Genomic DNA, 25,592 nt, shown 5'->3' on the forward strand with positions numbered 1-25,592 from the left:
ATGGGAAACTTTGGAATTAAAATAATGACAGAAACTGATTCATTTCATACAAGTGAATTAGGACTTAAAATGACAGCACTTAAGATTCCATTCCCGAACCCAAAAACCAATTATATTTCGGTACCAGGCGCCTCTGGCAATATTGATTTGTCGGAGGTGTTTGGCAGGGTATTATATGAGGATAGAAGCAATGTAACATTTGAGTTTGTTCTTCGTGGAAATTTTGATTTATGGGAGGTTGTTACGTTTAGGATTGCCACTATGATACATGGGAAAAAATGCAAGGTGATTGTAGACAATGACCTTAGTCACTATTATGTATGTAGGCTGTCTGTTGACCGTAGCAAATCAAAAAGAAGTGTTGGAACTATAACCTTAAGTGGAACAGCCGAATCATTTAAATATGATATTTATAATACGGCTGAAGAATGGCTTTGGGATACGTTTGACTTTGAAGAGGGAGTACTGCGTGAATATAATGAAATCACTGTAAATGAATACAATAAAGAACTTGTATTAATAGGCGGAATTATGCCGCAGGTGCCAGTTTTTACCGTAAAAAATGTAAATGAATTAAAACTGACATATGCAGGAAGAACTTATGATATGCCGGAGGATGGTACATATCGTTTCCCGGCCATAGTTGTAGCAGAAAATGATATAACTCTTAGTTTTACAGGAACTGGAATTGTAACCATAAATTACAGAGGAGCATACCTATGATATATGAAGTTTTACTTGATGGAAAAACACTATATTTTCCGAATGATAAAGAGGCTGTTATTTGTGATGCAACGCTGACACAGGCATTAAATGATGCAGGCACATTCGAGTTTACTGTTCCTTGTACGAACCCACTGTACAGTAAGATTGAAAATCGTGTAAGTATGGTACAGGTTTTAAAAGACGGTAATGAAATTTTTAACGGACAGGTAAGGGAATGCAGTGAAGTATTAAAAGGTGAAAAGGAAGTGAAGTGTGTAGGAGAGCTTGCCTTTTTATATGATTCAATCCAGCCGCAGGCGAAGTACCAGAACCAGTCCCCATTGCAGTTTTTTACTAATCTGCTTACAATCCACAACAACCAGGTTGAGAAAGAAAAACAATTTGAAGTTGGAATAGTGACTGTAAAAGATTCAAATGACAGTATATACAGATTTACTAACAGAGAGGATACACTTACAGATTTACGGGAAAAATTATGCGATCAATTAAGTGGCTATTTGCGTATTCGCAAGAAAGACGGTATAAGATATTTGGATTTGGTTACACTTGAGAATTATGGAAAAGTATGTGCACAGCCTATTCAGTTCGGTTACAACTTATTAGATTTTACATGTGGTACATCTGGGACAGATATAGCAACTGCAGTTATTCCATTAGGCGCAAGACTAGACCAAAGTGTAATAGATGGATTGGATGCATATACCACAATAGAATCTGTAAACGATGGTAAAGATTATGTATTTATCCAAAATGCAGTGGATCACTTTGGATGGATTCGGAAAGTGATCCACTGGGATGATGTGACTGACCCGGATAATTTGAAGAAAAAAGCAGAGGAGTGGTTGAAGAGTAATCAGTATGAAACCATGACGCTTGAAATAACCGCAGTTGATATGTCGATGCTAAATGCAGATATCGATACATATGAGGTTGGAGATGTGGTACGTACTCTTGCAAATCCGTTTGGAATGGATACAAGATTTCCATTGCAGAAGAAAACCACATATTTGCAAAGTCCGGAAAAAAATACTGTGGTTTTGAGTAATACATTAAAGAAGACATATACACAACAGGTTACAAGCTCTGTAAAGACATTAGAACAGAGCTTGCCACAGGAAAAATCTATGCTCCAGGCAGCAAGGGATAAAACAACAGCTCTTATAAAAAGCGCTATGGGAGGATATGTGTATAAGACTAAAAGAGAGCTTTATATCATGGACACTGATGATCCGGCAACAGCACAGAAGGTTTGGCGGTGGAATATCAATGGTCTTGGATATTCTTCAACAGGTTTAAATGGTCCATATGGACTTGCAATGACAATGGATGGTGCTATTGTTGCTGATTTGATAACAGCAGGTATATTAAAAGATGCATTGAATAAATCCTTTTGGAACATGAAAACAGGTGAGATGCATATAACCGGAACATTTTCACAAACAACAGCTTCCGGTGTCAAGTCCTTGGATATAGAAAATAATCAGGTGAAATTTTATGCCTGGAATGATAACGGCAACTACGTAGGCAGCATTGGAGCAGTAAAAGACACATCTTCAGAACGTGTAGGATTGGAAGTATGGTGTGATCAGGGCGACCAAGTAACACTCGGATGTCGGGACCGGGATAATCCGAAACAAATTATTCCGGTTATAAGAATTGATGAGACTACTTGCAAAGAAGAAACACCATATATTCGCAATGGCGCAAACGGTACATTATTTCCGGATAACACGAATGGTGGTATTACCATTGAAAATGGTCTGATTAAAAATTGGAGTATATGCTCAGCAAATGGCAGTACATCTTTTATATCGGGCCTATCCTGGGAGGACGGAAACATTACAAGTGTGGATAGAACAACTGTAAATATAAAGAATGGTCTTATTGAAAGTTGGTCAATCGAAACAAAAAAATACCAAAAGGCAGGGATGGGAATGGAATATTGCAGCAGACCAAAAGAAAGTGAGTTAGAGTCAACATCGGTTGTTGACACACAAGACAGCATCACAGGGCAGAAAGAAAGCAAGGAGGATTAGAGTATGTCAGATATTATGAATGAATTAAACACTATCAGAGAGGCACGATATGGAAAAGATGTGCGGGAATCCATAGCAGCTGGAATTGAAACTTGCTATAAAGAGGGAAGGGCGGGCACTACGGATTTGCAGGCAAGGCAGGATCTCTTAACAAAAGCATCTAAAACAGAGCTGGATGTTGAGCGTAAGAGAATTGACAATCTTGCAAAGCTTCCATCTGGTTCAACCACAGGTGATGCCGAACTAACAGATATAAGAGCGGGAGCTGACGGCACTATATACAATTCAGCAGGGGCAGCAGTCCGGGGACAGGTTAGTTCACTAAAGGAAGATTTAGAACTGTTAGTTAAAATTAAAAATTTCAATGTTAAAACAGCACAACAAAATACTGATTACAATTATTCTTTGTTTAGTGGTGATATGATTGAAATTACAAACAAAACAAATGGTGGTATTGCTATTAAATTATTATATAAAAATAATGTAATTGACACAGTAACAGATTATCTATCAAAAGATAAAAGCATTACTTATACAGCAAAATCAACATCAGACAAAATAAGATTATGGAGTCAAGGTACTGGTTATGTAAAAGTAGAAAATCTAGATACATTCTACAGAAAAACAATTAATTCGTTAAATGATTTTGAAACGCTTGGGGTTCAATCAAGTAATATTAATATAATGGATAGTTCATTCGATGTTAATAATTGTATTCCTAATCGTATTTACATAATTTCTACACAGTGCATAAATGCACCAGGGATAGGGACAATAATTTCATTCGCAAAAAATAAAAATGCCGATAACACAATAGTTCAATTATTTTTTGATATAGATAATGATATTTATATGAGATATAATGTATATGGTGCCGGTTGGAAAAATTGGGAAAAACTTACAAAGTATAATTATAAAGAATCATGTAACTTATCATTATTTACAGATGTCGGTGTAATTGGTGATAGTTACGCATCGGGAGAAATTTATGCCACAGACGGCTCTCTAATTGGCGATAAATATAAAATATCTTGGATTCAGCAATTAGCAAGAAAAAATGGATTTACAGGATATAATTTTTCTGAAGGAGGTTTATCAACAAGGACATGGCTGACATCAGAGTATGGCTTAAAAAAACTTAATAATTCCGAAGCATGCAACTTATATATTTTAGCTCTTGGGATAAATGACTATTATGGTCTAGGTGAATCTTATTTAGGTACACAAGAAGATATTGACAGTGGTAATGATACTTTTTATGGCAACTATGCAAAAATCATTAACGCTGTAAAAGAAAAAGCACAAAATGCAAAAATAATGATTTCGACAATAGCAATCAGAAATATTGAATCTAGTGCTACTAAAACACAAATTAAAAAATTTAATGATGCTATTATAAATATTGCAAATCATTATTCTATTCCGATAATAAGACAAGACAAATATTCATATTTCAACAGTGCTTCATATTCTGATAACATGATACACGGACATCCAACAGCTGTAGGTTATGCTATGCTTGCGACAGAACTAGAAAAATGTATTGGAATTGCAATGGTAGAAAATGATACATATTTCGAAAGCGGGAACTATTACGATTAACTAAAGAGGGCTATCAACGATTTAATAATAAATGGCAAAAATTTAATTTTAGGAAGAACAGTCAATGGTTATAATATTGATATAAGTTACAATAAGAAAACAGGAGCAACAAAGATTTATGGAACTGCAAATGCAACTGGAAGAATTATTTTAACCCCTAAAATAACATTAACACACGGAAAATATGCTCTTTCGTGCGAAGCTCAACTAAGCGGAACTTATAAGCCGGTAATTTATATTATTGAAAATTCAATTAAACAAGGAATATTCGGAAGTGGTGGAACAGTAATATCTTATTTAAGTACCTGGGGTAAAGAAACTACATTTAATATTACTGAAAATAAAGAAGTTTCTATTGAACTATATTTCAAAGCAAATGAAAATTATGGAGCAGACTGTTATATACAATTAGAAAAAGGAGATAAAACAGAATTTGAACCATTTATGTTTTATAATAGATATGGTGAAGATTTTATTACTAAAAGTGAGCTAATGTTATTATTTAATAATAAAATAGATTTTTCGGATATGGTTATGAATTGCATGGGAGATAGTCTAACTTATGGATATATAAATAGCAGCAGTAGATTAGAAAAACCTTATCCTAGCCTTTTAGAGAAAAATCTTAACCTAAAAAAATGTAATAATTATGGTATTACTGGTACTACAATAGCAAATACAAATGCAAATTCTATGTGTAATAGAATTACAGATATGGAAAACGGAGCAAAAATCATTTCTATATTAGGTGGTACAAATGATAAAACTAATAATGTACCATTAGGAGATATATCATCAACTGATAATACAAATTTTTATGGTGCATTAAAATCTATTGTTACACAGTTAATTAGTAAATACGGAAGTAACTATACAACTTATAAGGTATTCATATTTTTAATTACTCCAACACATTCAAGTATATCTGATAAACCCAATAACTTAGGCTTAACACTAAAGGATTATAGAGATGCCGTTATTGATGTGGGGACTTTTTATGGTATTCCCGTTTTAGATTTATATAGTAAATCAAGATTATCACAAAATACTGTTGGGTACACATATGATGGTGTTCATTGGAAACAAGAGTATGTTGAATATATAATTGAGCCAATTATCAGAAATTTTATCATTAATAATATGGTTTACCCATTATTATAGTTAACTAAGCTATTACTTATTGATAACGAGGGTGTTGCATCTCATCCATCTAATAAAGGAATGACAGAAATTGCAAATAGAATTATTGAAAAATTATTTGAGTAGTACTAGAGCTTTTTGCAGATGATTGGATTTCAGCAGAATAATGTGACATGTATGAACTACATGGTGTTTATTATACTCTTAAAGATATTGGAATTGTTTTCAATTGTCGACGGCAAATAATTTTTTGTAGTAGTTCTCTTTTTGACGTATAATGGAGGTGGAAGGAGAGTGACTGATATTGGATATAGGATATATATTAGCCTACGTAATATGTTTTATAATAATTGCATATGGAATTAATTTTAGTAAAAACAAAAAAACTAATGCGAATATGCTTGTCGCAAAGGGAGTACTGTATTTTTTCTTGGCGATTGCAGTATTTGTAAACGTGTGCACTAAGGGAAATACAGAACGATCTGTTACGGGGTTAACTCTTGGAATTGCAATTATCGAAGGTAGTACAGCATTGAAGGATGGAATTGAAAAAATGAAACAATATTTTGAAAATCAGAACAAATAGGAGCGAATTTACAGCTCTTATTTGTATGGAGGTATATATGGAAATTAGAGCAAGAACGTAAGGTCTTATTTTATGCAAAAAATCAAGAAAGAATGAGGTATAAGAGGCAATCAAGCCATTCACATAGTTGAACTTTTGAGCGGCTATAATTCGCTTGTGATTGAATATGCTGAAAATATAGACGAAAAAAGCAGACATTTAGCAGAAGATGGGAGTCAGTTTTCAATATTAGATTACAACACTCCGGAAGAAATGTTTGATGCAATGATGGAAGAAATAGAAAATGAGATACAGACATAACAAGGATGTTGAAATTATCTGACTTCGCAGAAAATTAAATAAAATAGAGACATAAGAACGAATGTTTGATATAATAATGTCATGACAATTGAAAAAAACGGAGCCGAGCTCCCGTCTACCAAACAAAAAGCTCGACTCCTGCACCACAAAGGGTTCGGGCATATTATAGCATAGTTCCCTCCCTTTGTGTACCACAAAAGGAGGATTTTTTATGCGTGAACATTTTGTAAATGAATTCATGGCCGTATTATCAAACAAATTAACGGAAGATGCGTTGAGCATCGTGTATCAAAGTCTGACTCTGTTTGTAAGTAATTATGAGATAAGCGAGCGTAATACAGAGGTGGTACCATATACAGGATATCTACCTGAATGCTACGAGACATATTTTGTCACAAGAAAAATTGAGGGAATGAGCATGAAGTCATTAGAGCTATATAATTTGGTCCTGAAAGATTTTTTCTTTAAGCTCAATAAAGAGATATGCAAAATTTCCACAAATGATATTCGCGTTTACTTGTATAAAAACCAGCAGGAGAGAAATCTGTCAAATTCCACATTAGACACGAAAAGAACTATCATACATGCATTTTTTGAATGGGCTGCGAATGAGGGATACATAGGTAGTAATCCGTGCAGGAACATCAAACCAATAAAGTATGAACGTCCTAAAAGAAAGCCACTTACAGGAATAGAACTTGAAAAGGTGAGAAATGCATGTGACAATTTGAAAGACAAGGCACTTTTGGAGCTATTCTACAGCACAGGATGCAGAGTCACAGAGATGGAGAGACTTGATATATCTGATATAGATTTTCAGACAAAAGAGGTTTTACTGTTTGGAAAAGGAGACAAGCACAGAATATCATACCTGAATGCTAAGGCTGAAATTGCCATCAGAAACTATCTTGATTCGAGAAATGATAACGAAGAGGCATTATTTGTATCGGACAGGAAACCATATGGCAGGTTGAAAAAACCGGCTATAGAGAAGCGTATCAGAGTGCTAGGTGAAAAATCTGGAATAGGAAGGCGCCTATATCCGCATCTGATCAGGCACACAACGGCAACTGATGGACTAGATAGAGGAATGCCTGTTGAAGAGGTACAACAGATTTTAGGACATGTAAACATTGCAACAACTATGATATATGCAGAGGTATCAAGAGCAAACGTGAAAAACAATCACAGAAAATGTATTGTTTAATGTAGAAAAATGATAACATAGTAGAGAAATTATATTAAATTTGTGTTATAATTAAAAATAACAAAACAGATGAAGAAAGATACATTAGAGCCTGAGAGCCGATACCAGAAATGGTGTCGGTTCTTTTTGAATAAAATTATAGGAAGGAGCAAAAATGAGAAAAATTAAATGCACAGAACGAAAGGAGAGACATCATGAAAGGAATTGACGTATCATCATACCAGGGCACAATAGCCTGGGGCAAAGTTAAATGGGCCGGGGTACAGTTTGCTATTTTGAAAATTATCAGAAAGGATCTAAACCCGGACAAGACCTTCGAGCAGAACTGGCAGGGCTGCACAGAAGCCGGAATGCCGATTCAGGGAGTGTATAACTATTCATATGCCACTACAACAGAAAAGGCAAAAACAGATGCAAAGAGAGTGATTGAGGTGCTTGCCGGAAGAAAGACATTCGTATGGCTTGACGTAGAGGACAGATGTCAGCAAGGACTTGGACAGACCTTAATTGACATCATCAACACATATCAGTCAGAAATCAAGACTGCAGGACTTGAGTTTGGAGTGTATACCGGACTCAGCTTCTATAATACCTACATCCTGCCGTATGCTAATCAGATCAACTGTCCGTTCTGGATCGCGCGGTATCCATCAACTAAGGGAATGACTATCGGGGACGATCCGAACGATGCCAAGAAGCCTGCTATTGCACACAGCCTGTACGGATGGCAGTACACCAGTGCATTCACCTGCTCCGGACTCAACAATAGCACGGATGCCAACCTCCTGTATGTGGAACTTGGAACAAAAGACACAACAGCAGCAAGTCAGCCCGTATCTGCGCCAGTCAAGCCAAACAATGAGAGCTGGAAGGGTGACATTGATTACTATCTGGAAAGTGAAGAGGTCAGAAAATGGCAGCACGCTATGAATGTAGGCTTCGACCTCAAAGGAGCTGATGCGCTGAAAGAGGATGGTAAATTTGGAGCAGACTCGCAGGCGTTCGCAAAGAGCCACAACCTGTGGAACGGCCAGAAACATTACTGTCCGACAGCAATCAAGTGGCTGAGAAGAACACTACATGATGTATATAGCTTTACTAAGCTAGATACAGACTATAAAGAATGGAGCGACTACCTCTCAAAATGTGTGATGGTATTCCAAAAAAATAGAGGACTGACACAGGATGCACGTGTCGGACTTCTCACAACATACAGGCTTTTGAAAGGATAAGGAAAAAATGATGAATGATATTACAAGATTTTTTATGACAACAGCAAGCAACAAAATTATGGAGATAGTAGTTATTTGCATAGTGATGGACACTATCTTCGGAGTATTACGAGCAATCAAGGAAAAAAAGTTCAATTCAAATTTTGGAATCAATGGAGCAATCAGAAAGGTCGGTATGTTGATTTCTCTTGTGCTCCTGGCTCTGGTCGACTCAATCATAAGATTGAACCTCATCGGATTTATCCCGGAAGGGGCAAGAACATATCTTCCGGGACAGACAGTCGGAACGATGGAGTTTTTCGCATTGTTATATATTGCATATGAGGTAGTCAGTATATTAAAGAATATGTCATTATGTGGCCTGCCGGTCAAAAAGGTATGGCACACGGTCAAAAAGGCACTATCAAAGTATACCAATGAGCTTCCAACGGATTCAACGAATTAAATAGTTATTATCTCGGAATTATATGAAATTATTACTATATACGCAAATACAATTTGGATGACACAGTGGGGCTCTAAAAGTCTCGGTGATCAGGGATACAGTGCAATTGAGATACTCAGATACTTTTACGGCAGCAACATGTATATCAATACAGCGGAGGCTGTATCAGGAATCCCGGCGTCATGGCCCGGCTACAATATAGGCATAGGCTCGTCAGGGCAGAATGTATACCAGATACAAAAACAGCTCGCCCGCATCGCAAAGGCATATCCGGCCATTCCGTCTATTGTGCCGGATGGAATATACGGACCAAAGACAAAGGCTGCCGTGGAAAAATTTCAGGCTGTATTCGGACTTCCGGTTTCAGGTGTGGTGGACTACAATACATGGTATGAGATATCAAATATATATGTCGCTGTGACACGTATTGCGGAGCTTGCTTAATTGGATTAAAGGAGCAAAACAGTGCTGGCAAGAGAAAAAATGATGTGATATTATATAAAATAAAAGTAACTATTCACAACCCTATTTTTCAGATAAAGAAAGACAATTTTATGAATACAGAAACCCAAAATTACAAGATAATTGTGGCATACGACGGCACACGCTACAAAGGCTGGCAGGTGCAGAAATCCACAGATGATACAATACAGGGAAAGCTTCAGCATGTGCTTTCCACACTGGCAGGAAAGCCGGTTGAGGTCATAGGCTCAGGGCGCACGGATGCGGGAGTGCATGCGGTGGGGCAGGTGGCAAGCTTTCACATGCCGAAGCATTTTTCAAAGGATGAGATATTTATATGGCTGAATGAGCATCTGCCGGCAGATATTGCGGTGACAGATATTTCAAATGTGCCTGACAGATTTCATGCCAGGTACAATGCCGTCTCAAAGACATATGTGTATACAATACACACCGGTATTGTGTCAGATGTGTTCAGGAGAAAATATGTATACGACTATGATAAGCCGCTTGACACAGACCGGATGAAAAAAGCAGCAGCGTATCTTCTCGGAGAGCATGATTTTAAAGCCTTTTGTGGCAATAGACATATGAAAAAGTCAACGGTCAGGACGATTTTTTCTATTGATATAGAAAAAACAGGCGCTGATATTGTTATCAGCTACACCGGAGATGGATTTTTACAGAATATGATAAGAATCATCACAGGAACGCTTATCGAGGTGGGCGATGGAAGGAAAAATCCGGATGCTGTGATGGAAATTTTAGCTTCAAAGGATAGGGCACAGGCAGGCTACACAGCACCGGCGTGTGGGCTGAGACTGGAAAGGGTAGATTATGGCAAAGTGGTATGTTAGTGCGAAGAGGGCTGATTTTGCGGCAATCGGAGCGAAGTTTGGAATAGATCAGGTGACGGCGCGGATAATCAGAAACAGAGGTGTTATAGGAGATGACGCGGTAAATGAATTTTTAAACGGCAAACTCTCAGACATTGCAGACCCGGCTCTTTTAAAGGATGGTCAGAGGCTGGTTGACATTCTTGCCCAAAAGATAGCTGACAAGGTCAAAATCAGGATAATCGGCGACTATGACATAGACGGAGTGATGTCTACATATATTCTTGTGAAGGCACTTAAAAGAGCCGGTGCATGTGTGGATTATATGATTCCCGACAGAGTGAAGGATGGCTATGGTTTGAATGTGCATCTGATTGACAAGGCATATGAGGATGGGATAGACACTGTGGTCACCTGTGACAACGGAATTGCAGCGATTGAGGAAATCGCACATGCAAAGGAGCTTGGAATGACGGTTCTCGTAACAGACCACCATGCAGTGCCGTTTGAAGATATAAAGGGTATAAAGATTTACAAGGAGAGCAAAGCAGATGCCGTTGTAAATCCGCATCAGATAGAGTGCAGCTATCCGTACAAGGAGCTTTGCGGAGCAGCTGTTGCCTGGAAAATTGTCATATTACTATATAGAAAAATCGGCATAGATGAGAAAGAGACCATGGATTTTATAGAGAATGTGGCATTTGCAACAGTCGGTGATGTCATGCCGCTGACGGGTGAAAACCGTATACTTGTAAAGGCCGGTTTAAAGAGTATTCATCATACGACAAATATCGGCATGAAAGCCCTGCTTGAATGTTGTAATATAGAGGCTGAAAATGTAGATGCATATCATTTTGGATTTGTTCTTGGACCCTGTGTCAATGCGACAGGCCGTCTGGATACAGCCAAAAGAGCACTTGAGCTGTTTTTATGTGACAGGCAGGAGGAGGCCATGCGCATCGCATCAGAGCTTGTAGCGCTCAATGATGACAGGAAGGAAATGACTGCAAAGGGTGTGGAAACCGCAGTTGAGATATATGAGAGGGACAATTACGAAAAAGACAGGGTGCTTGTCATATATCTGCCGGATGTGCATGAGAGCATAGCAGGAATCATAGCAGGCCGTATCAGGGAGAAATACAATAAGCCAACCTTTATACTCACAAAGAGTGAGGACGGAGTAAAGGGCTCAGGCCGCTCGATAGAGGAGTACTCCATGTATGAGGAAATGTGCAAATGCAGTGAGCTGTTCACGAAGTTTGGTGGCCATCCGATGGCTGCAGGACTTTCACTGCCACAAGAAAACGTTGAGCCATTCCGTCAGAAAATAAATGAGTATGCATCGCTTACTGACGATGACCTCGTGCCTAAAATACATATAGATGTGCCGATGCCGGTGGATTATGTATCAATGAGACTGGTGTCTGAGTTTTCAGTACTGGCACCGTTTGGAAAGGACAATCCAAAGCCTGTTTTTGCGGATAAAAATCTACGTGTGAGCCGCATGTGGGTAGTGGGTAAAAACAACAATGTGCTTAGACTTTCTTTGATATCCTCATATGGCACGCCAATCAATGCAATTTATTTTGGTGATATAGAAAGCTTTTTTGATTATATCAGGCAAAGGTTTGGTTCTGACGCGCTTGAAGCTGCACAAAGAGGAAGGTTCAATAATATAGTGCTGTCCGTAGTATATTCACCAAAGATAAATGTATTCAGGGAAAATGAGTCACTGCAGTTTGAAATACAGTATTATAAGTGATATTATATTCTAAAAAGGTAACCGGTAAAGGAGAATAGATCAGTGTTTGGGAACAGAGCAAAAATATCCGCTGAGGAATTAGCGTATATGAAGGAACAATTGGATAATGACAGGGGATTTTTCGAGAATGTAAATGCAAAGTCAAAGCTTATAGAGGCTGATTTTGATGAGCTGGAGAAATCAAGACAGCTTGAGGAGTCATCCCTTAAGCAGCTGAATGATAATGCAAATAATGTGGTGGAATTTTCAAAGGACAGCATGGATGCCATATCGGCCTTAAACGACAGCTTTACAGAGTGTGTAAAGGCGGCTGCGGACAATCTTACAAGCCTTGAGAGTGCGGCAAAGGCAATTGCCACACAGCATGAGGATACATGTGCGCTTGTCGAAAACAATAAGCATTTTACCGCTCCGGCTAAGAGTTTGCCGGAGACATCGGACAGGCTTGAGGAGCATGTGGATAGCTGTGCGGATATAGCTGCGCAGATGAAGGAGCAGAATAAGCAGATGAGTGTTCTCTCACTCAATGCTGCTATAGAGGCGGGCATGCTTGGAGAGCAGGGAAAGCTGTTCGTGGAGGCTGCTGAGAGTATAAGGGAGGCATCTGTTTCATATGACAGTGCAATTGATGCTGTGAAACAGGAGCTTTCAGAGGCAAAAGCTGAGATTAGTGCACTTAAAGAGCAGGTGAGCCACCTTGTAGGGCTTCTAAAGGACAACAATGTTGCCACGACAAGGCTCATGAAGCAGGGAGTGGAGCTCAATCATGTGTTTTCACAGTGTGATGAGATTTCAGTTGACATGATAGAAGCGTGCAGACAGCAGATTGTGTCAATCCGCAATACACAGGAGGAGATTATCAAGTTTGAGGAGCGCAATAAGCTGCAGATAGAGGATGCATACGCAGAAATTTCGACTCAGAGGAAAAATTCAGTAGAAATAAAATCAACTGTGGACAAGGTGCTTGACTACAGCAGGGAGAGAGTAAGATAACAGGACAGATATGCAGACTGTGAGTGTCATGCATTTTTATGAGTGAAATATAAAAAGACATCAACCGGTGTAAATTCCGGATGATGTCTTTTTGAGTTGAAAGCTGCAATTATTAAATCAAACACGAACCTTGCTGTTTGCTGTATCCTGGAAGCTTCCGCTCTTCTGCGGCAGATGCATCCAGTTTTTGATGTAGACCACATTGTACATTACAAAAGCAAGCATAAAGGCTGTAGAAACGTCAAATACTGAGTGCTGTTTGATAAACATGGTAGACAGTATAATCAGAACACAAAGCACTAATGATGCATGCTGAACGTGCTTTTTATCCTTGAAATAGCTGCTGTGCATCACCGCAAAATGAATGCCGAGCGAATTGTATACGTGAATGCTCGGAAACAGGTTCGTCGGTGTGTCAGTGGAGTAAAGCCACTCGCAAAGCGCTGTAAACATATTGTGGTGCGTGAAATAATAAGGCCTTAAATTGTGACCATTCGGGTAGAGAGTTGATATAACCAAAAATACGGTCATACCGGTGTATAAAAACGCACACAGTCTGTAAAATTCTTTTTTGTCATGTAATGCCGTGAAAGCAATTCCAAAGGCCACATAGCCAAACCACATGATATAAGGAATAACAAAGTATTCACAAAATGGTATATAATCATCTATTGGAAGATGAATCAAGTGATAATGTGTGGTAACAGTGCGCTCTAAATATCCAAACCAGGTCAGATATATGATAAAGTATGATAAAATCCACACATGCTTGTAGCGGTTGAAAAGCTCTATAAGCTTATTCTGTATTTTCTTCATAAAACCACCTTTTTAATCCGCTTGAAATTATAACACTGAAAAATAATTCAAACAACACCAAAACAAAAGACTTAATAAATTTTATGAAAAAATTAATAATTAAGACCTTATATAATGAGCTTTTTGTGAAATATTTATCTGCAGCAAAAAGCATAGGATATAACCTGTGGGCTAATCTGCATAAAGAATGCTAAAATCCCATGGTGCAAGAGCTATACAATCGCCTGCTGATACTGTACTGTCATCGCAAAGCTTCTTGAGACCGTCTGCATGGCAGGTAACAGTCTGCTCATCATCCGAGTAGTTAAGCAGATAAATGATTTTTTCTCCCTGCATATTGGTGCCGCGCTTTATGACAACGGGATAAGAAGCATCAAATTCATTTTTTTGCTCGCCGAAGAAAAGCTTTAGGGCTTCTATCAGCGTGTCCTCACCAAAAAGTGTGGCAAGATACATGGCACGTCCTTTGCCATAAGAGTTTTCTGTGATAGCTGCGTGTACTCCCCAGTGCTTGTGCTCATACATAGCAACAGGTGTGGCAGTGGTACAGTCAACCATCTCCATCCAGTCACGCGCTTTTGATGATTTGCCGCCACAACTTACGGTGACATTGTCAGGCAGGGTGAACTCATCGTACTGTATGCCGAGAGCCTTGTTTATAATATAAGGCTGTACGTCATGGCGTATTTTAAGGTGTTCATCCGAAAAAGCAGATTTAAAGGTCACCACCATATTGCCGCCGTTTGCAACAAATTCATTTAAGGCATTGAGCACATCATCTGTTGCGCTATAGAGTGCAGGCACAAGTATATTCTCATATGAAGCAAAAAGTGCCGGGTCGGCAGGAATCACGTCGTACTCAATGTTCATCAGATACAGGGCATCGCAAAGCCATCTGAAAACGGTATTGTAATTGGAGTCACTTTCGTTGTTCAGCTTAAATTCATTGAGTCCTGTAAGAGAAGAGTTGTCAGCAATAATCGCAAACTTGTTTGTCTTTTTCAAATTTACCAGCCTGTGTCCGTATTTTTTTAGTTCGTTTCCGATGACACTGCATTCCTTATAAAGCCTGTTCGGTCTAAGGTCGTGGGAGAGCACGCCCTTCCAGTAGCTTTCTATGGCATTGTGGATAGAATGCCAGTGCCAGTATTCAACCATGCATGCACCGTTTGCGATGTGGCTTATGGCCTGAAGCCTCAGCTGTCCCGGATAAGGAAGCCATGGGTGATTTCCGGCTGCCTCGGTCTCAAGCACCAGATAATTATCACCTTTTATGCCCCTTGCAATATTGCCGCAGGCGGTAATCTCGCGGCCGCTCAGACTGCTCTGGGAAGGGTGATATATATCGCAGCCTGCGATATCCATACACTTGGCAGCCTCGTACTGATTGACCTCCGGCTGCATGCCGTAAGAGTAATCGTGCCATTCAAAGTCGAAATTGTGAGTGATGAACTGGTCATCTCTCTTGTATTTTTTGACGATATCGGCCTGCCATGCAAAAAAGTCTGTCACGAGCTTTCTCTGGAATTTTTTGTATTCCGCATCAAGACTCATATTTATGGTGCCGCGGATATCAGGAAAGGCATCCCAGTCATCCACACGGTTGCTCCAGTAATCAAGTCCAAACTCCCTGTTAAACTCGTCAATGTCAGGAAATTCATTTTTCAGATATTCTACAAATTTAGCCTGTGCGTATTTGGAACAGGTGTCATAGGGCTTTGTCTCATTGTCGAGCTGGAAGCCGATCACGCAGTCGTAGTCCTTTACCTGCTCCATGAGCTTTTCAATGATAATCTGTGCATGGTGCAGATAGTCAGGGTTTGTGATATCCATGTTCTGGCGGTGGCCGTAGAGCTCTTTGCCGTTATGTGTTACAGCGAGAATATCGGGATATTTTTTTGCAAGCCATGATGGAATAGCATATGTAGGGGTTCCGACAATGACCTTCAGCTCATATTTTGCTGCGCAGTCAAGCATGCGGTGCAGGTGTGTAAAATCAAATACTCCCTCCTTAGGCTCCCATGTGCTCCAGGTGGATTCGGCAATCCTGATAACATTCATGCCGGCATCGCGTATCATCTTAAAATCTGTTTCTATGCGGTCGTAAGGCATATATTCGTCGTAATATGCCACACCATATAATATTTCGTTAAAATTCATTTATATGTACCTCCAATAGTTACACTATAAATATACGTTAGTAAATGAATGGTGTAAACATTAAATCATCAGAAAACAAAATGTTGAGCGAATATGCGTGGAAGAATGAGTCAGTTGCGCAAAAATTGCATGTCTAGGATGACAAGTGTATGAAGATAGGTTATAATGAAAAGCAATAGAGTTGCGCAACAAATAAAAGTTGCTCAGTGATTAATCACATTTAGATGAAAGAGGCGGCAGAATGAGTAACAATATCACTATATCAGATGTAGCAGAGGCACTTGGCGTTTCAAAGACAACAGTAAGCAGGGCTATATCGGGAAAGGGCAGGATAGGCGCTGCAACAAGAAAAAGAGTGCTTGAATATATACAGGAGCATGATTATAAACCTAATGTAATAGCCAGAGGGCTTGCACAGTCAAAGACATTTAATATATGTGTGGTGATGCCGGGGGATTATGCACTTGTCGATCTGCCATTTTTCCAGGAAGCTATAATGGGAATTCAGGAGATAGCAGGTATGATGGAATACGACCTTTTGCTTTGTATAGGCTCAGGCAATGATATGGCGGGGCTTAGGCGTATCATACAGAATCATAAGGTGGATGGAGTGGTGCTGCTTCGCACGATGGTAGATGATCCACAGGTGACATTCCTGCAGGAGCGCAGGATACCGTTTGTTACAGCTGGCTCATGCAAATATAAGGATGTAAAGCAGATTGACCATGACCATAGAAGTGCCTGCAGGGAGCTGACATCAATTATGCTCATGCGTGGCATGAAAAATATGGCGCTTCTCGGAGGAAGCGAGGATATTGTTGTAAATCAGACCAGATACGCAGGCGTAGTGGATGCCCATGAGCAGTTTGGAAAGAAAATAAATGACAATCTTGTATTTTTAAACCTTGAAGGCAAAGCATATGTCGAAAAGGCTGTAGATGATGCAATTGACAGAGGCTGTGACTGTCTGCTGTGTATGGATGATGCAGTCTGTGCGCAGGCCATGAGACGGCTCCGCGAAAGGCATATAAAGGTGCCGCAGCAGGTGAAGGTGGCTTCATTTTACAACAGCTCAGTGCTGGAAAATAATGTGCCGTCCATTACATCACTTTCATTTGATTCAAAGGAGCTTGGAGCAAGAGCCTGCAAGAATCTGCTCAGACAGATAGAGGGTGAAGAGACTGAGAACAGGACACTTCTGCCGTATGAGGTAGTGTTAAAGGAGTCCACACAGTAAATTATATAAGTATGTAACTGTTTGGTAGATTCACAGTTACGAGCCGAAAGAAGTAAAAGCCGGAGCCGACAAATTGTCAGACTCTGGCTTTTGCTTTATATAGTTTTAAAACTGTTAAATCATCGCCAGATAAACCGTCGCGAGTGACACAACAATCTGGATAATTGCAAATCTGAAAACGACCTGTGCATTTGACCAGCCGAGCTTCTTTCTGACGTGGTCATGGATAGGAGTTGTGGTATTCTTTAAAATATGTATCTTCAAAAATCTAAGAAGAGAAACCTTTACGAGTCCAAGTCCACCATCGATGATAAGCACGAGACCTGCCAGTATGTAGATGAATGGGCTTTGTGATTTAAGAGCACAAATAGCTATGAATATACCCATGGCTCTTGAGCCCGCATCACCCATCAAAAGCTTGCTAGGTGTGGCATTGTACCACAGATATCCGAGCAGACATACCGCAAATAATAAAATACAATAGTTGAAGCTGTCAGCTATTTTGAGCACTGAATCAAGCACGAAGAAGGTCATTATGGTAATGATGGTAAGTGTTCCCGAAAGACCATCAACACCGTCTGAACAGTTTGTGACATTGATTGATACCCAGACTAAGATGACTGTGAGTATTCCAAACACAACAGGTGGAATATTTACAGAGCCGCCAAATATGGCAAAGGTGATTGTGCTTGAGTTGAAATGCAGATACACAACTGCCACAACAATTGCAACTGCAAAATCAAGTGCGCCCTTTAAATACTCGCCCCATGGCTTTTCTGCCGCATCGTCAAAGTAGCCTGTGAGCATCTCAATAACTATAAGCACAAGATAAATGGCAATCTCCGCATTGATTTGTGAGAAAAGCACTGCCGATATCACAAATGTGAATATAAAGATAATACCAGCGCCTCTCGGCTTCCCGGCTGAAAGCTTTCCGTCCACAGCAAACTGTCTGCCGAGGTCCTTTGGTAAAAATTTATTTAATTTTGCAATAGCAATACATGTGAGTGCGAATGCAAAAATCACTCCGATGAAAGCTATTATCGACATATCTGCCGAAGTCAAATAAGAAATCATATAGTCCTCCTTTGATATTGTATTACAACCTCATTCATTATATTAGTCTGATAAAAAAAAGTAAAGTTTTACTTGCAATTTTAAATAATTGTGTTATTATACTTATATGCTTTAAAGCGATGAAGCATTAAAACTTTAAATTGTAACATCAAGCTACAGTAATATTTATATTTGTTACAATAATATTTATACTTGGAGGAAACAAAAATGGCTCAGAAAGGTGATTTAATGACAGCACGCCCTGATATCCGCGTGCTTGACGCTACCATTAGGGATGGAGGACTGGTAAACAACTTTATGTTTACAGATGATTTTATCAATGCTCTTTATCGTGCAAACGTAAAGGCAGGCATCGACTATATGGAGTTTGGTTATAAAGCATCTAAGGAGCTTTTTGATGTAAATAAATTCGGCAAATGGAAGTTCTGTGATGAGGCAGCTATCCGTGAGATAGTCGGAGACAACAACTCTGATATGAAGATTTCTGTCATGGCGGATGTCGGCAGATGTGACTACAAGAAGGATATTCTCCCTCGCGAGGACAGTGTGATTGACATGGTGCGTGTGGCTACATATGTACATCAGATGCCAGCAGCAATCGAGATGATTGAGGATGCCAAGTCCAAGGGCTACGAGGTAACCTGCAACATCATGGCCATCTCAAATACACAGGAATCAGACCTTGATCAGGCACTTGACATGGTTGCCAAGAGCTCTGCAGACGGCATATACATCGTAGACAGCTACGGAGCTCTCTACCCTGAGCAGATTCGCCGCATTGCCGAGAAATACACAGAAATTGCTGAGGCAAACGGAAAGTTCGTAGGAATGCATGCGCACAATAATCAGCAGCTTGCATTTGCAAACACCATAGAGGCAGCAGCCCAGGGAGTCAGCCTGTTGGATGCAACAATGATGGGCATGGGACGAGGCGCAGGAAACTGTGCGATGGAGCTTTTACTCAGCTTCCTAAAAAATCCAAAATACAATGTATTCCCTGTACTTAAATTTATTGAAGAGCATATGCTTCCGCTTAAGGAGAGCGGTGCTGTATGGGGCTACGATATTCCATACCTGCTCACAGGACGCTTAAATCAGCATCCATCAGCAGCCATTGACTACATCAAGTCAGGCGAGACACATTACGCTGATTTCTACACAGATTTGCTTGATAAATAAAAATAGATAGATGTATATAAATCAATCCGCTATGCCAGATTTTGGTGTAGCGGATTGTTTTTTATATGTTATAGTAATTTTTTGTTGGTGATAAATCATAAAGATGAGAGATAAATCCTCTGCTTTTAGCTGTTAAAGATAAATAGATAACAAAAAAATGATATTTATAACATCACAAAAATGTGATATAATTTACAAGTAGATTATGATTTGAAATGTAGGGAGAAAACATGGGTATCAAATTATTTCTGAATGATTATTATGATCTTTTAAAGTTTATGCATGATAATGAAGTAGTGATTCTGGATGAAAAAGTCATTCCATTAACACAGCAGGAGATAGCGACAACTTTAAAATGTAGCAAGATGAAGATTAACAGTATGTTTAGTATTTTGCAAAAGCAAGATTATATAGAGCAAAAAACAAGAGGCAAATATGTTTTGACGGATAAGGCAGAAAACATAATTGAAACAATAGAAACATTACAGTAGTTACAGAGAAGGAGCAATATATGCCTACATTAGACTGGATAGGAAAAGACAAAGTAATTAATCATCATAAAGATGTTCCGTATAAAGTACTTGAAAGAAAGTATAGTTTTGATGAGAGTGGTATGCACAAAGAGGATATTCACAGTAATAACATGATAATTCATGGTGACAATCTTGAAGCCTTGAAGTCGCTTCTTCCACAGTATGAAGGAAAAATCAAATGTATATACATAGATCCACCTTACAATACCGGAAATGAAGGATGGATATATAATGATAATGTAAATGATCCAAAGATAAAGAAGTGGCTTGGAGAAGTCGTTGGTAAAGAGGGGGAGGATTTATCAAGGCATGATAAATGGCTATGTATGATGTATCCAAGACTTGTGCTGCTACAAAAATTATTGGCAGATGATGGGGCTATTTTCATCAGTATTGATGATAATGAAAAAGATTACTTAAAACTTATATGTAACGAAATTTTTGGAGCAAATTATTATATGGGTACTATTGTTAGGGCTACGGGACAAACTACAGGTCAAGATAGCTCAGGATTGGGAAGTTCTTTTGACTATGTTTTGGTGTATTCAAAGTCGTGTGATTATATATTTGGTGGTTTACCATTAACAGAACACGATCTGAAACGATTCAAAAATGAAGATGATAGGGGAAATTATGCTTATGATCAATTAAGGAAAACAGGCAGTAATGATCGTCGTGAAGATCGTCCCAATATGTATTATGCAATAATAAATCCAGATGGAGAAGAATTATATCCTACTGCTACGGCGGGGTATGACTCACGATGGAGAGTAGAGAAGAAAACTTATAATAAATTAGTAGAAGATGATTTGATTTTTTGGAAAAAAACAAAAAGAAATAATGAGGAAGTTTGGTGGCCATATGTTAAGTATTATGCGGAGGGGAGGACTAAACGACCATCTCCGTTATGGACTGAAATAGAAGGTAATAAAAAAGCATCTAGAGACGTAAAGAGTATTCTAGGGGTTGATTGCAAATTTGATTATCCTAAACCAATTGAAATGATAGATAGAATATTAAAAATAGCATCGGTAGGTAAAGAGGATATTGTTTTAGATTCTTTTGCCGGTTCTGGTACAACAGCTCATGCTGTTTTGAATATGAACAAGTCAGACGGAGGCAATAGAAAATTTATTCTTGTAGAAATGGGGGATTATGCAGATACAATTACTGCGGAGCGTGTGAAACGAGTAATAAATGGTTATGGAGAAGGAAAGAACGCAGTAGAAGGAACAGGTGGAAACTTTTCATACTATGAATTAGGAAATCCATTATTTATGCAAGATGGAACGATAAATGATGAGGTAGATATAACTGAAGTCAGAAAGTATGTCTGGTATACAGAGACAAATGGCATTGAGTATAAAGAAGATATACAGGAAAAGTATTTTCTTGGTTCATATAATGATACAGCCTATTATTTTTATTATGAAAAAGATAGGGTAACAATACTTGATTATGAATTTTTGACAAGTGTACATAAGAAAGAACAGGCATATGTTATATATGCGGATTCCTGTGCATTGTCAGATAGTGATTTACAAAAATGGAATATCACATTTAAGAAAATACCAAGAGATATTGAACATATCTAGAAAGGAATGAGATATGGAATTAAAAAAATATCAGTTACAGGTAATAAAGGATTTAGACAGATTTTTAGAATTGCTGATAGAAAAGCAGAATATAAGTAAAGCCTATAATGCTTTGTGGAATGAAAAAGGAATTAATGTTGGAATAGACGGCATGCCACCATATAATCCTGAACTGGCAGGTGTTCCTCAGGTTTGCTTTAAAGTTCCAACGGGAGGAGGAAAGACTTTTCTGGCAGCAAATTCACTCAAACCGATATTTGCTTCTATGCCACATATACATCCTAAGGCAGTAGTATGGCTTGTACCTTCAGATGCTATCTTGTCACAGACATATAAGACATTAACAGATAAGAATCATGCATATAGAAAGAAGATAGATGTTGATTTTGGAAATAAAGTAGAAGTTTACTCAAAGCAACAGCTCCTGAATGGACAGAATTTTAATCCAACATCAGTAAGTGACAATTTGTCTATTTTTGTATTAAGTTACGATTCATTTAGGACAAGTAAAAAAGACGGAAGAAAAGCATATCAGGAAAATGGTAGTTTATTACCATTTGTAAGATTTAAACAGGATAGCAGTAATTTATTAGAAGATACAGATGAAACTGCTTTAATTCAGGTTATTCGCAAACTGAATCCTGTTGTTATTGTTGACGAGAGCCACCATGCAACGAGCAAACTTAGTAAGGAAATGTTACAGAATTTTAATCCGTCATTTGTACTTGATCTAACGGCAACACCGAAGAAGGGGAGTAATATAATTTCATTTGTAGATGCCAGACAGTTAAAAGCGGAAAACATGGTAAAGTTACCTGTAATTGTATACAACAGAAAATCACAGGAAGATGTTTTTATATCTGCTGTATCATTAAGAAGAAAGCTGGAATTGGAGGCGGTTCAGGGACAAAAAAACGGCGGTAAATATATTCGTCCTATTGTATTGTTTCAGGCACAGCCTAAAAACAATGCTGACAGTACAACATATGAGAAGATTAAGCATACTTTAATGGAGATGGGAATACCAGAGTCTGAAATTGCAATAAAAACAGCGAATAAGGATGAACTAAAGAATATAGATTTGAGTAGTTTGGATTGCAATATTAGATATATTATAACAATTAATGCATTGAAAGAAGGGTGGGATTGTCCTTTTGCATATATACTAGCTACAGTTGCAAATAGAACATCGAGTATAGATGTGGAGCAGATATTAGGTAGAATTTTAAGATTACCTAATACAAAAAAGAATGAAAGCGAAGTCTTAAATCTTTCATATGTAATTACATCATCAAATGCATTTTATGCAACTCTTGATAAGGTAGTAGTTGGACTTAATGCAGCAGGATTTACCAGTAAAGATTATAGAGTAGATGACTGTGAAGATGTAGTTGATGAACGGCAGACAACACAAGAAGTTAATAGTCAAACAGAACTGCTACTTGACAATATTCAAGTTGGTAATAATGATAAGGATATAGACGAACTTGATGGATTAAATGTAGAATTAATGAAGATGCAGTTGGAAAAATTGGAGAATGAATCTGCTGAAACAGGAAAAGAAGATAGTTCAGTATCATCTAATGCGATTAACGATATGCTTGAACATGCAAAATCACAGAATGAATTGTATTGGCAAGAATTTCAGGAGACAGAAGAAAATTATGTACCTGTACCACCGGAAGTAGGGGATAAAATGAAACATTATAAATTGAATCAATTATTTGCAGATGAAGCTAGCAGTATGGAAATACCACAATTTATGATTGAGACAGGACGTTCTCTGTTTTCTGAACATGTGCAACAGCCTCTATCCAAGGAAAATTTATATGCAGGATTTTCTTTATTGGATAAAGATACAGTTATAGATTTTGATAGTGTGGATTCTGAAATAGCCCGTATAGATATTGATGATTCTGATGCAATGCCTAAAGCATGGAAATTGCAGGGGTTCGACAATCAAAATGTGAAAAAGTGGTTTGATGAACAGCCATCAGATAGAAAAATACGTTTGTGCAAGGATATGATAATAAAGAAATTATCAAAGAATAATGCGGTAAATGATAGAGATTTGGATATATATGTAGACAGAATTATTCAGAACCTGACTGAGGATCAATTAACAGATATGGAACAGACCCCGGGCATCTATGCTTTGAAAATTAATAAAAAAGTTAATTCTCTTTTGAATGAATATGCAAAGAAAATGTTTTATGAGTGGGTTGAACAAGACAAAATTTCTTGTATGCCATCATATAAATTACCTAGAGAGATATCACCGACAAATACTATTGCATCGATTCCAAAATCTTTGTATAGCGAAGAAGAAAACTTTGATACAGAATATGAACGAAAAGTTGTTATGGAATTATCTTCTTTGAACAATGTAAGATGGTGGCATAGAAATATAGCAAGAAAAGGATTTTCAATCAATGGTGCAATAAACGCATATCCAGATTTAATGGTAAAAACAGAAAGTGGCAAACTGCTTCTGATAGAAACAAAAGGAGACCAACTTGAAAATTTAGAGTCCAAAGAAAAAGCAGAAACTGGGGCAAAATGGGCTGAAATGGCTGGAAGAATGTACAAGTATTATATGGTGTTTGAAACAAAGAATCCTGGATATAATGGTGCTTATTCATATGAAGAGTTTATGAGGATTGTTAAGGAGTTATAGCAAAATAGGTAAAAAAGTATGAATGTTATAAAAGCAAAGTTGAGTCATAACGCATTTATTATACAATCTATACAACCATTTTCTTTTGAATACAATAACACGACTATAAGAGTATATAAAAAAGAAGAATGTTTGATGATTGAGTTGATAGGGAGAAAAAAGGAAAATGGATTGTTGAAAGTGTTTTTAAAATTGTATGATTTACTTTTTTTGATGCTAGGAGCATATCCAATTAGACTCAGTTTAAGTTATAATGAAAAAGAGATAGATACTAGTAAGTGGGTAATACGATATACAACAGCAAATCACTTTATTGAACAGGAAGCAGCTTTTTGTGACATTACAGTGGAAAATATCAATTCTAAAAGTTTGATGAATATTGACAATATACATAAACAATCAATTGCCTCAATTTCATATATTGTATCAGAATATTATGAACATGTTGTTACCAATCATAGAATTGAATTGATTACACACACGATAGACGGTATATTTATGCATTCTATTTATTATAAAGAGTTACTTGATATGAAAAGACTACAAAATTCTAAAAGTAGTGATACGACATATTATGAAAATGTTGAACGTGTGTTTAGATTATTTTTTTATTATCATCGAAAATATAACTGTCAGATACTTGAAGAATTAGGAACTACTAAAAAGGAATTTTATAAAACTATTTCAGATACTAGAAATGATTTTTCTCATTTACTTGGTAAAAAGAAAAATAGATTGATATCAGGAAAAGATATGGTATATTATATTGATTTAATTTTTTTTGCGGAAAGATTGTTTGTTTTGGAAGAGATGCTGAATTTAGAACTAAATGAGGGTATGATACAGGAATATATGTATATTATGCACGATTGGATAGATGAACTTGTCAATAAACGTACAGATAGAATTAAATCTAAGAGATATACTAATATTCAAAAAGTGAATCTAATAGAGAAAAAACTGGGGTTAACAGAGTAGCTTGATTAAAGGA

Annotated in this window: 21 protein-coding genes and 1 pseudogene; 19 read left to right on the top strand and 3 right to left on the bottom strand. The window is 37.8% G+C overall.

What is annotated here, in order from left to right; genetic code table 11:
- The 13 genes and pseudogenes from EUBREC_RS05770 (at position 1) to EUBREC_RS05825 (ending at position 13,327) form a co-directional block, all read left to right on the top strand.
- Positions 1-723, top strand: coding sequence for a hypothetical protein (locus tag EUBREC_RS05770; RefSeq protein ID WP_012742159.1), 723 nt, complete (start codon positions 1-3; stop codon positions 721-723).
- Positions 720-2,762 carry a phage tail protein gene (locus tag EUBREC_RS05775; RefSeq protein ID WP_012742160.1) on the top strand — a complete coding sequence of 681 codons (2,043 nt, stop codon included), beginning with the start codon at positions 720-722 and terminating at the stop codon, positions 2,760-2,762. Before EUBREC_RS05770 ends, EUBREC_RS05775 begins: the two co-directional genes overlap by 4 nt.
- Before the next feature lie 3 nt (positions 2,763-2,765).
- On the top strand, positions 2,766-4,364 hold the full coding sequence (locus EUBREC_RS05780) for an SGNH/GDSL hydrolase family protein (protein WP_012742161.1): 1,599 nt from the start codon (positions 2,766-2,768) through the stop codon (positions 4,362-4,364).
- A gap of 444 nt (positions 4,365-4,808) precedes the next feature.
- Positions 4,809-5,525 (top strand): SGNH/GDSL hydrolase family protein, encoded by a 717-nt coding sequence (locus EUBREC_RS05785; protein ID WP_012742162.1) that lies wholly within the window; start codon positions 4,809-4,811, stop codon positions 5,523-5,525.
- Positions 5,526-5,808: 283 nt separating this feature from the next.
- Positions 5,809-6,090 carry a hypothetical protein gene (locus EUBREC_RS05790; RefSeq protein WP_012742163.1) on the top strand — a complete coding sequence of 94 codons (282 nt, stop codon included), beginning with the start codon at positions 5,809-5,811 and terminating at the stop codon, positions 6,088-6,090.
- A 156-nt stretch (positions 6,091-6,246) separates the two neighbouring features.
- The gene (locus tag EUBREC_RS17710) at positions 6,247-6,390 is read left to right on the top strand and encodes a hypothetical protein (protein ID WP_012742164.1); all 144 of its coding nucleotides are present in this window, start codon (positions 6,247-6,249) and stop codon (positions 6,388-6,390) included.
- Between the two features lie 211 nt (positions 6,391-6,601).
- A complete protein-coding gene (gene xerA, locus EUBREC_RS05795) occupies positions 6,602-7,597 on the top strand; it encodes a site-specific tyrosine recombinase/integron integrase (RefSeq protein WP_012742165.1) in 996 nt (331 codons plus the stop codon).
- A gap of 194 nt (positions 7,598-7,791) precedes the next feature.
- A complete protein-coding gene (locus EUBREC_RS05800; RefSeq protein ID WP_012742167.1) occupies positions 7,792-8,829 on the top strand; it encodes a GH25 family lysozyme in 1,038 nt (345 codons plus the stop codon).
- Between the two features lie 7 nt (positions 8,830-8,836).
- Positions 8,837-9,274, top strand: a complete 438-nt coding sequence (locus EUBREC_RS05805) for a phage holin family protein (protein WP_012742168.1) — start codon at positions 8,837-8,839, stop codon at positions 9,272-9,274.
- 54 nt (positions 9,275-9,328) lie between these two features.
- Positions 9,329-9,718 (top strand): annotated as a pseudogene (locus EUBREC_RS05810) (peptidoglycan-binding domain-containing protein); the annotation flags it as partial.
- Between the two features lie 110 nt (positions 9,719-9,828).
- Positions 9,829-10,593: a tRNA pseudouridine(38-40) synthase TruA gene (truA, locus tag EUBREC_RS05815; RefSeq protein WP_041254534.1), complete on the top strand. Its 765-nt coding sequence runs from the start codon at positions 9,829-9,831 to the stop codon at positions 10,591-10,593.
- Positions 10,574-12,334, top strand: coding sequence for a single-stranded-DNA-specific exonuclease RecJ (recJ, locus tag EUBREC_RS05820; protein WP_012742171.1), 1,761 nt, complete (start codon positions 10,574-10,576; stop codon positions 12,332-12,334). Before truA ends, recJ begins: the two co-directional genes overlap by 20 nt.
- Positions 12,335-12,376: 42 nt before the next feature.
- A complete protein-coding gene (locus EUBREC_RS05825; protein ID WP_012742172.1) occupies positions 12,377-13,327 on the top strand; it encodes a hypothetical protein in 951 nt (316 codons plus the stop codon).
- 117 nt (positions 13,328-13,444) lie between these two features.
- Here the strand turns inward: EUBREC_RS05825 and EUBREC_RS05830 are convergent, their stop codons facing one another.
- Positions 13,445-14,143, bottom strand: a complete 699-nt coding sequence (locus EUBREC_RS05830; RefSeq protein WP_012742173.1) for a phosphatase PAP2 family protein — start codon at positions 14,141-14,143, stop codon at positions 13,445-13,447.
- 171 nt (positions 14,144-14,314) lie between these two features.
- On the bottom strand, positions 14,315-16,303 hold the full coding sequence (locus tag EUBREC_RS05835; protein ID WP_012742176.1) for a beta-galactosidase: 1,989 nt from the start codon (positions 16,301-16,303) through the stop codon (positions 14,315-14,317).
- A 241-nt stretch (positions 16,304-16,544) separates the two neighbouring features.
- Between EUBREC_RS05835 and EUBREC_RS05840 the strand changes: the two genes are divergently transcribed.
- Positions 16,545-17,540, top strand: a complete 996-nt coding sequence (locus EUBREC_RS05840; RefSeq protein WP_012742177.1) for a LacI family DNA-binding transcriptional regulator — start codon at positions 16,545-16,547, stop codon at positions 17,538-17,540.
- Between the two features lie 114 nt (positions 17,541-17,654).
- Here EUBREC_RS05840 and EUBREC_RS05845 read toward each other — a convergent pair whose 3' ends face one another.
- On the bottom strand, positions 17,655-18,617 hold the full coding sequence (locus tag EUBREC_RS05845) for an MraY family glycosyltransferase (RefSeq protein ID WP_012742178.1): 963 nt from the start codon (positions 18,615-18,617) through the stop codon (positions 17,655-17,657).
- Between the two features lie 207 nt (positions 18,618-18,824).
- Between EUBREC_RS05845 and EUBREC_RS05850 the strand changes: the two genes are divergently transcribed.
- The 5 genes from EUBREC_RS05850 to EUBREC_RS05870 all read left to right on the top strand — a co-directional run bounded on the left by EUBREC_RS05850 (position 18,825) and on the right by EUBREC_RS05870 (position 25,579).
- A complete protein-coding gene (locus EUBREC_RS05850) occupies positions 18,825-19,796 on the top strand; it encodes an aldolase catalytic domain-containing protein (RefSeq protein ID WP_012742179.1) in 972 nt (323 codons plus the stop codon).
- Positions 19,797-20,026: 230 nt separating this feature from the next.
- The gene (locus EUBREC_RS05855; protein ID WP_012742180.1) at positions 20,027-20,287 is read left to right on the top strand and encodes a helix-turn-helix domain-containing protein; all 261 of its coding nucleotides are present in this window, start codon (positions 20,027-20,029) and stop codon (positions 20,285-20,287) included.
- A gap of 20 nt (positions 20,288-20,307) precedes the next feature.
- Positions 20,308-21,924 (top strand): site-specific DNA-methyltransferase, encoded by a 1,617-nt coding sequence (locus tag EUBREC_RS05860; protein WP_012742181.1) that lies wholly within the window; start codon positions 20,308-20,310, stop codon positions 21,922-21,924.
- Positions 21,925-21,937: 13 nt separating this feature from the next.
- On the top strand, positions 21,938-24,601 hold the full coding sequence (locus tag EUBREC_RS05865) for a DEAD/DEAH box helicase (protein WP_012742182.1): 2,664 nt from the start codon (positions 21,938-21,940) through the stop codon (positions 24,599-24,601).
- An 18-nt stretch (positions 24,602-24,619) separates the two neighbouring features.
- Positions 24,620-25,579: a HEPN domain-containing protein gene (locus EUBREC_RS05870; RefSeq protein WP_012742183.1), complete on the top strand. Its 960-nt coding sequence runs from the start codon at positions 24,620-24,622 to the stop codon at positions 25,577-25,579.
- Positions 25,580-25,592 lie beyond the last annotated feature (13 nt).

Source organism: Agathobacter rectalis ATCC 33656, assembly GCF_000020605.1.
In the GTDB taxonomy this organism is placed as follows: Bacteria; Bacillota; Clostridia; order Lachnospirales; family Lachnospiraceae; genus Roseburia; species Roseburia rectalis.

Excerpts from the sequence above, each read along its gene's own strand:
- EUBREC_RS05865 (WP_012742182.1), top strand. The coding sequence starts at position 21,938 with ATGGAATTAAAAAAATATCAGTTACAGGTAATAAAGGATTTAGACAGA.
- EUBREC_RS05800 (WP_012742167.1), top strand. The coding sequence starts at position 7,792 with ATGAAAGGAATTGACGTATCATCATACCAGGGCACAATAGCCTGGGGC.
- EUBREC_RS05805 (WP_012742168.1), top strand. The coding sequence starts at position 8,837 with ATGATGAATGATATTACAAGATTTTTTATGACAACAGCAAGCAACAAA.
- EUBREC_RS05780 (WP_012742161.1), top strand. The coding sequence starts at position 2,766 with ATGTCAGATATTATGAATGAATTAAACACTATCAGAGAGGCACGATAT.
- EUBREC_RS05870 (WP_012742183.1), top strand. The coding sequence starts at position 24,620 with ATGAATGTTATAAAAGCAAAGTTGAGTCATAACGCATTTATTATACAA.
- xerA (WP_012742165.1), top strand. The coding sequence starts at position 6,602 with ATGCGTGAACATTTTGTAAATGAATTCATGGCCGTATTATCAAACAAA.
- EUBREC_RS05830 (WP_012742173.1), bottom strand. The coding sequence starts at position 14,143 with ATGAAGAAAATACAGAATAAGCTTATAGAGCTTTTCAACCGCTACAAG.
- EUBREC_RS05850 (WP_012742179.1), top strand. The coding sequence starts at position 18,825 with ATGGCTCAGAAAGGTGATTTAATGACAGCACGCCCTGATATCCGCGTG.
- EUBREC_RS05855 (WP_012742180.1), top strand. The coding sequence starts at position 20,027 with ATGGGTATCAAATTATTTCTGAATGATTATTATGATCTTTTAAAGTTT.
- EUBREC_RS05775 (WP_012742160.1), top strand. The coding sequence starts at position 720 with ATGATATATGAAGTTTTACTTGATGGAAAAACACTATATTTTCCGAAT.
- EUBREC_RS05785 (WP_012742162.1), top strand. The coding sequence starts at position 4,809 with ATGTTTTATAATAGATATGGTGAAGATTTTATTACTAAAAGTGAGCTA.
- EUBREC_RS05845 (WP_012742178.1), bottom strand. The coding sequence starts at position 18,617 with ATGATTTCTTATTTGACTTCGGCAGATATGTCGATAATAGCTTTCATC.
- EUBREC_RS05770 (WP_012742159.1), top strand. The coding sequence starts at position 1 with ATGGGAAACTTTGGAATTAAAATAATGACAGAAACTGATTCATTTCAT.
- recJ (WP_012742171.1), top strand. The coding sequence starts at position 10,574 with ATGGCAAAGTGGTATGTTAGTGCGAAGAGGGCTGATTTTGCGGCAATC.
- EUBREC_RS05835 (WP_012742176.1), bottom strand. The coding sequence starts at position 16,303 with ATGAATTTTAACGAAATATTATATGGTGTGGCATATTACGACGAATAT.
- truA (WP_041254534.1), top strand. The coding sequence starts at position 9,829 with ATGAATACAGAAACCCAAAATTACAAGATAATTGTGGCATACGACGGC.
- EUBREC_RS05840 (WP_012742177.1), top strand. The coding sequence starts at position 16,545 with ATGAGTAACAATATCACTATATCAGATGTAGCAGAGGCACTTGGCGTT.
- EUBREC_RS05860 (WP_012742181.1), top strand. The coding sequence starts at position 20,308 with ATGCCTACATTAGACTGGATAGGAAAAGACAAAGTAATTAATCATCAT.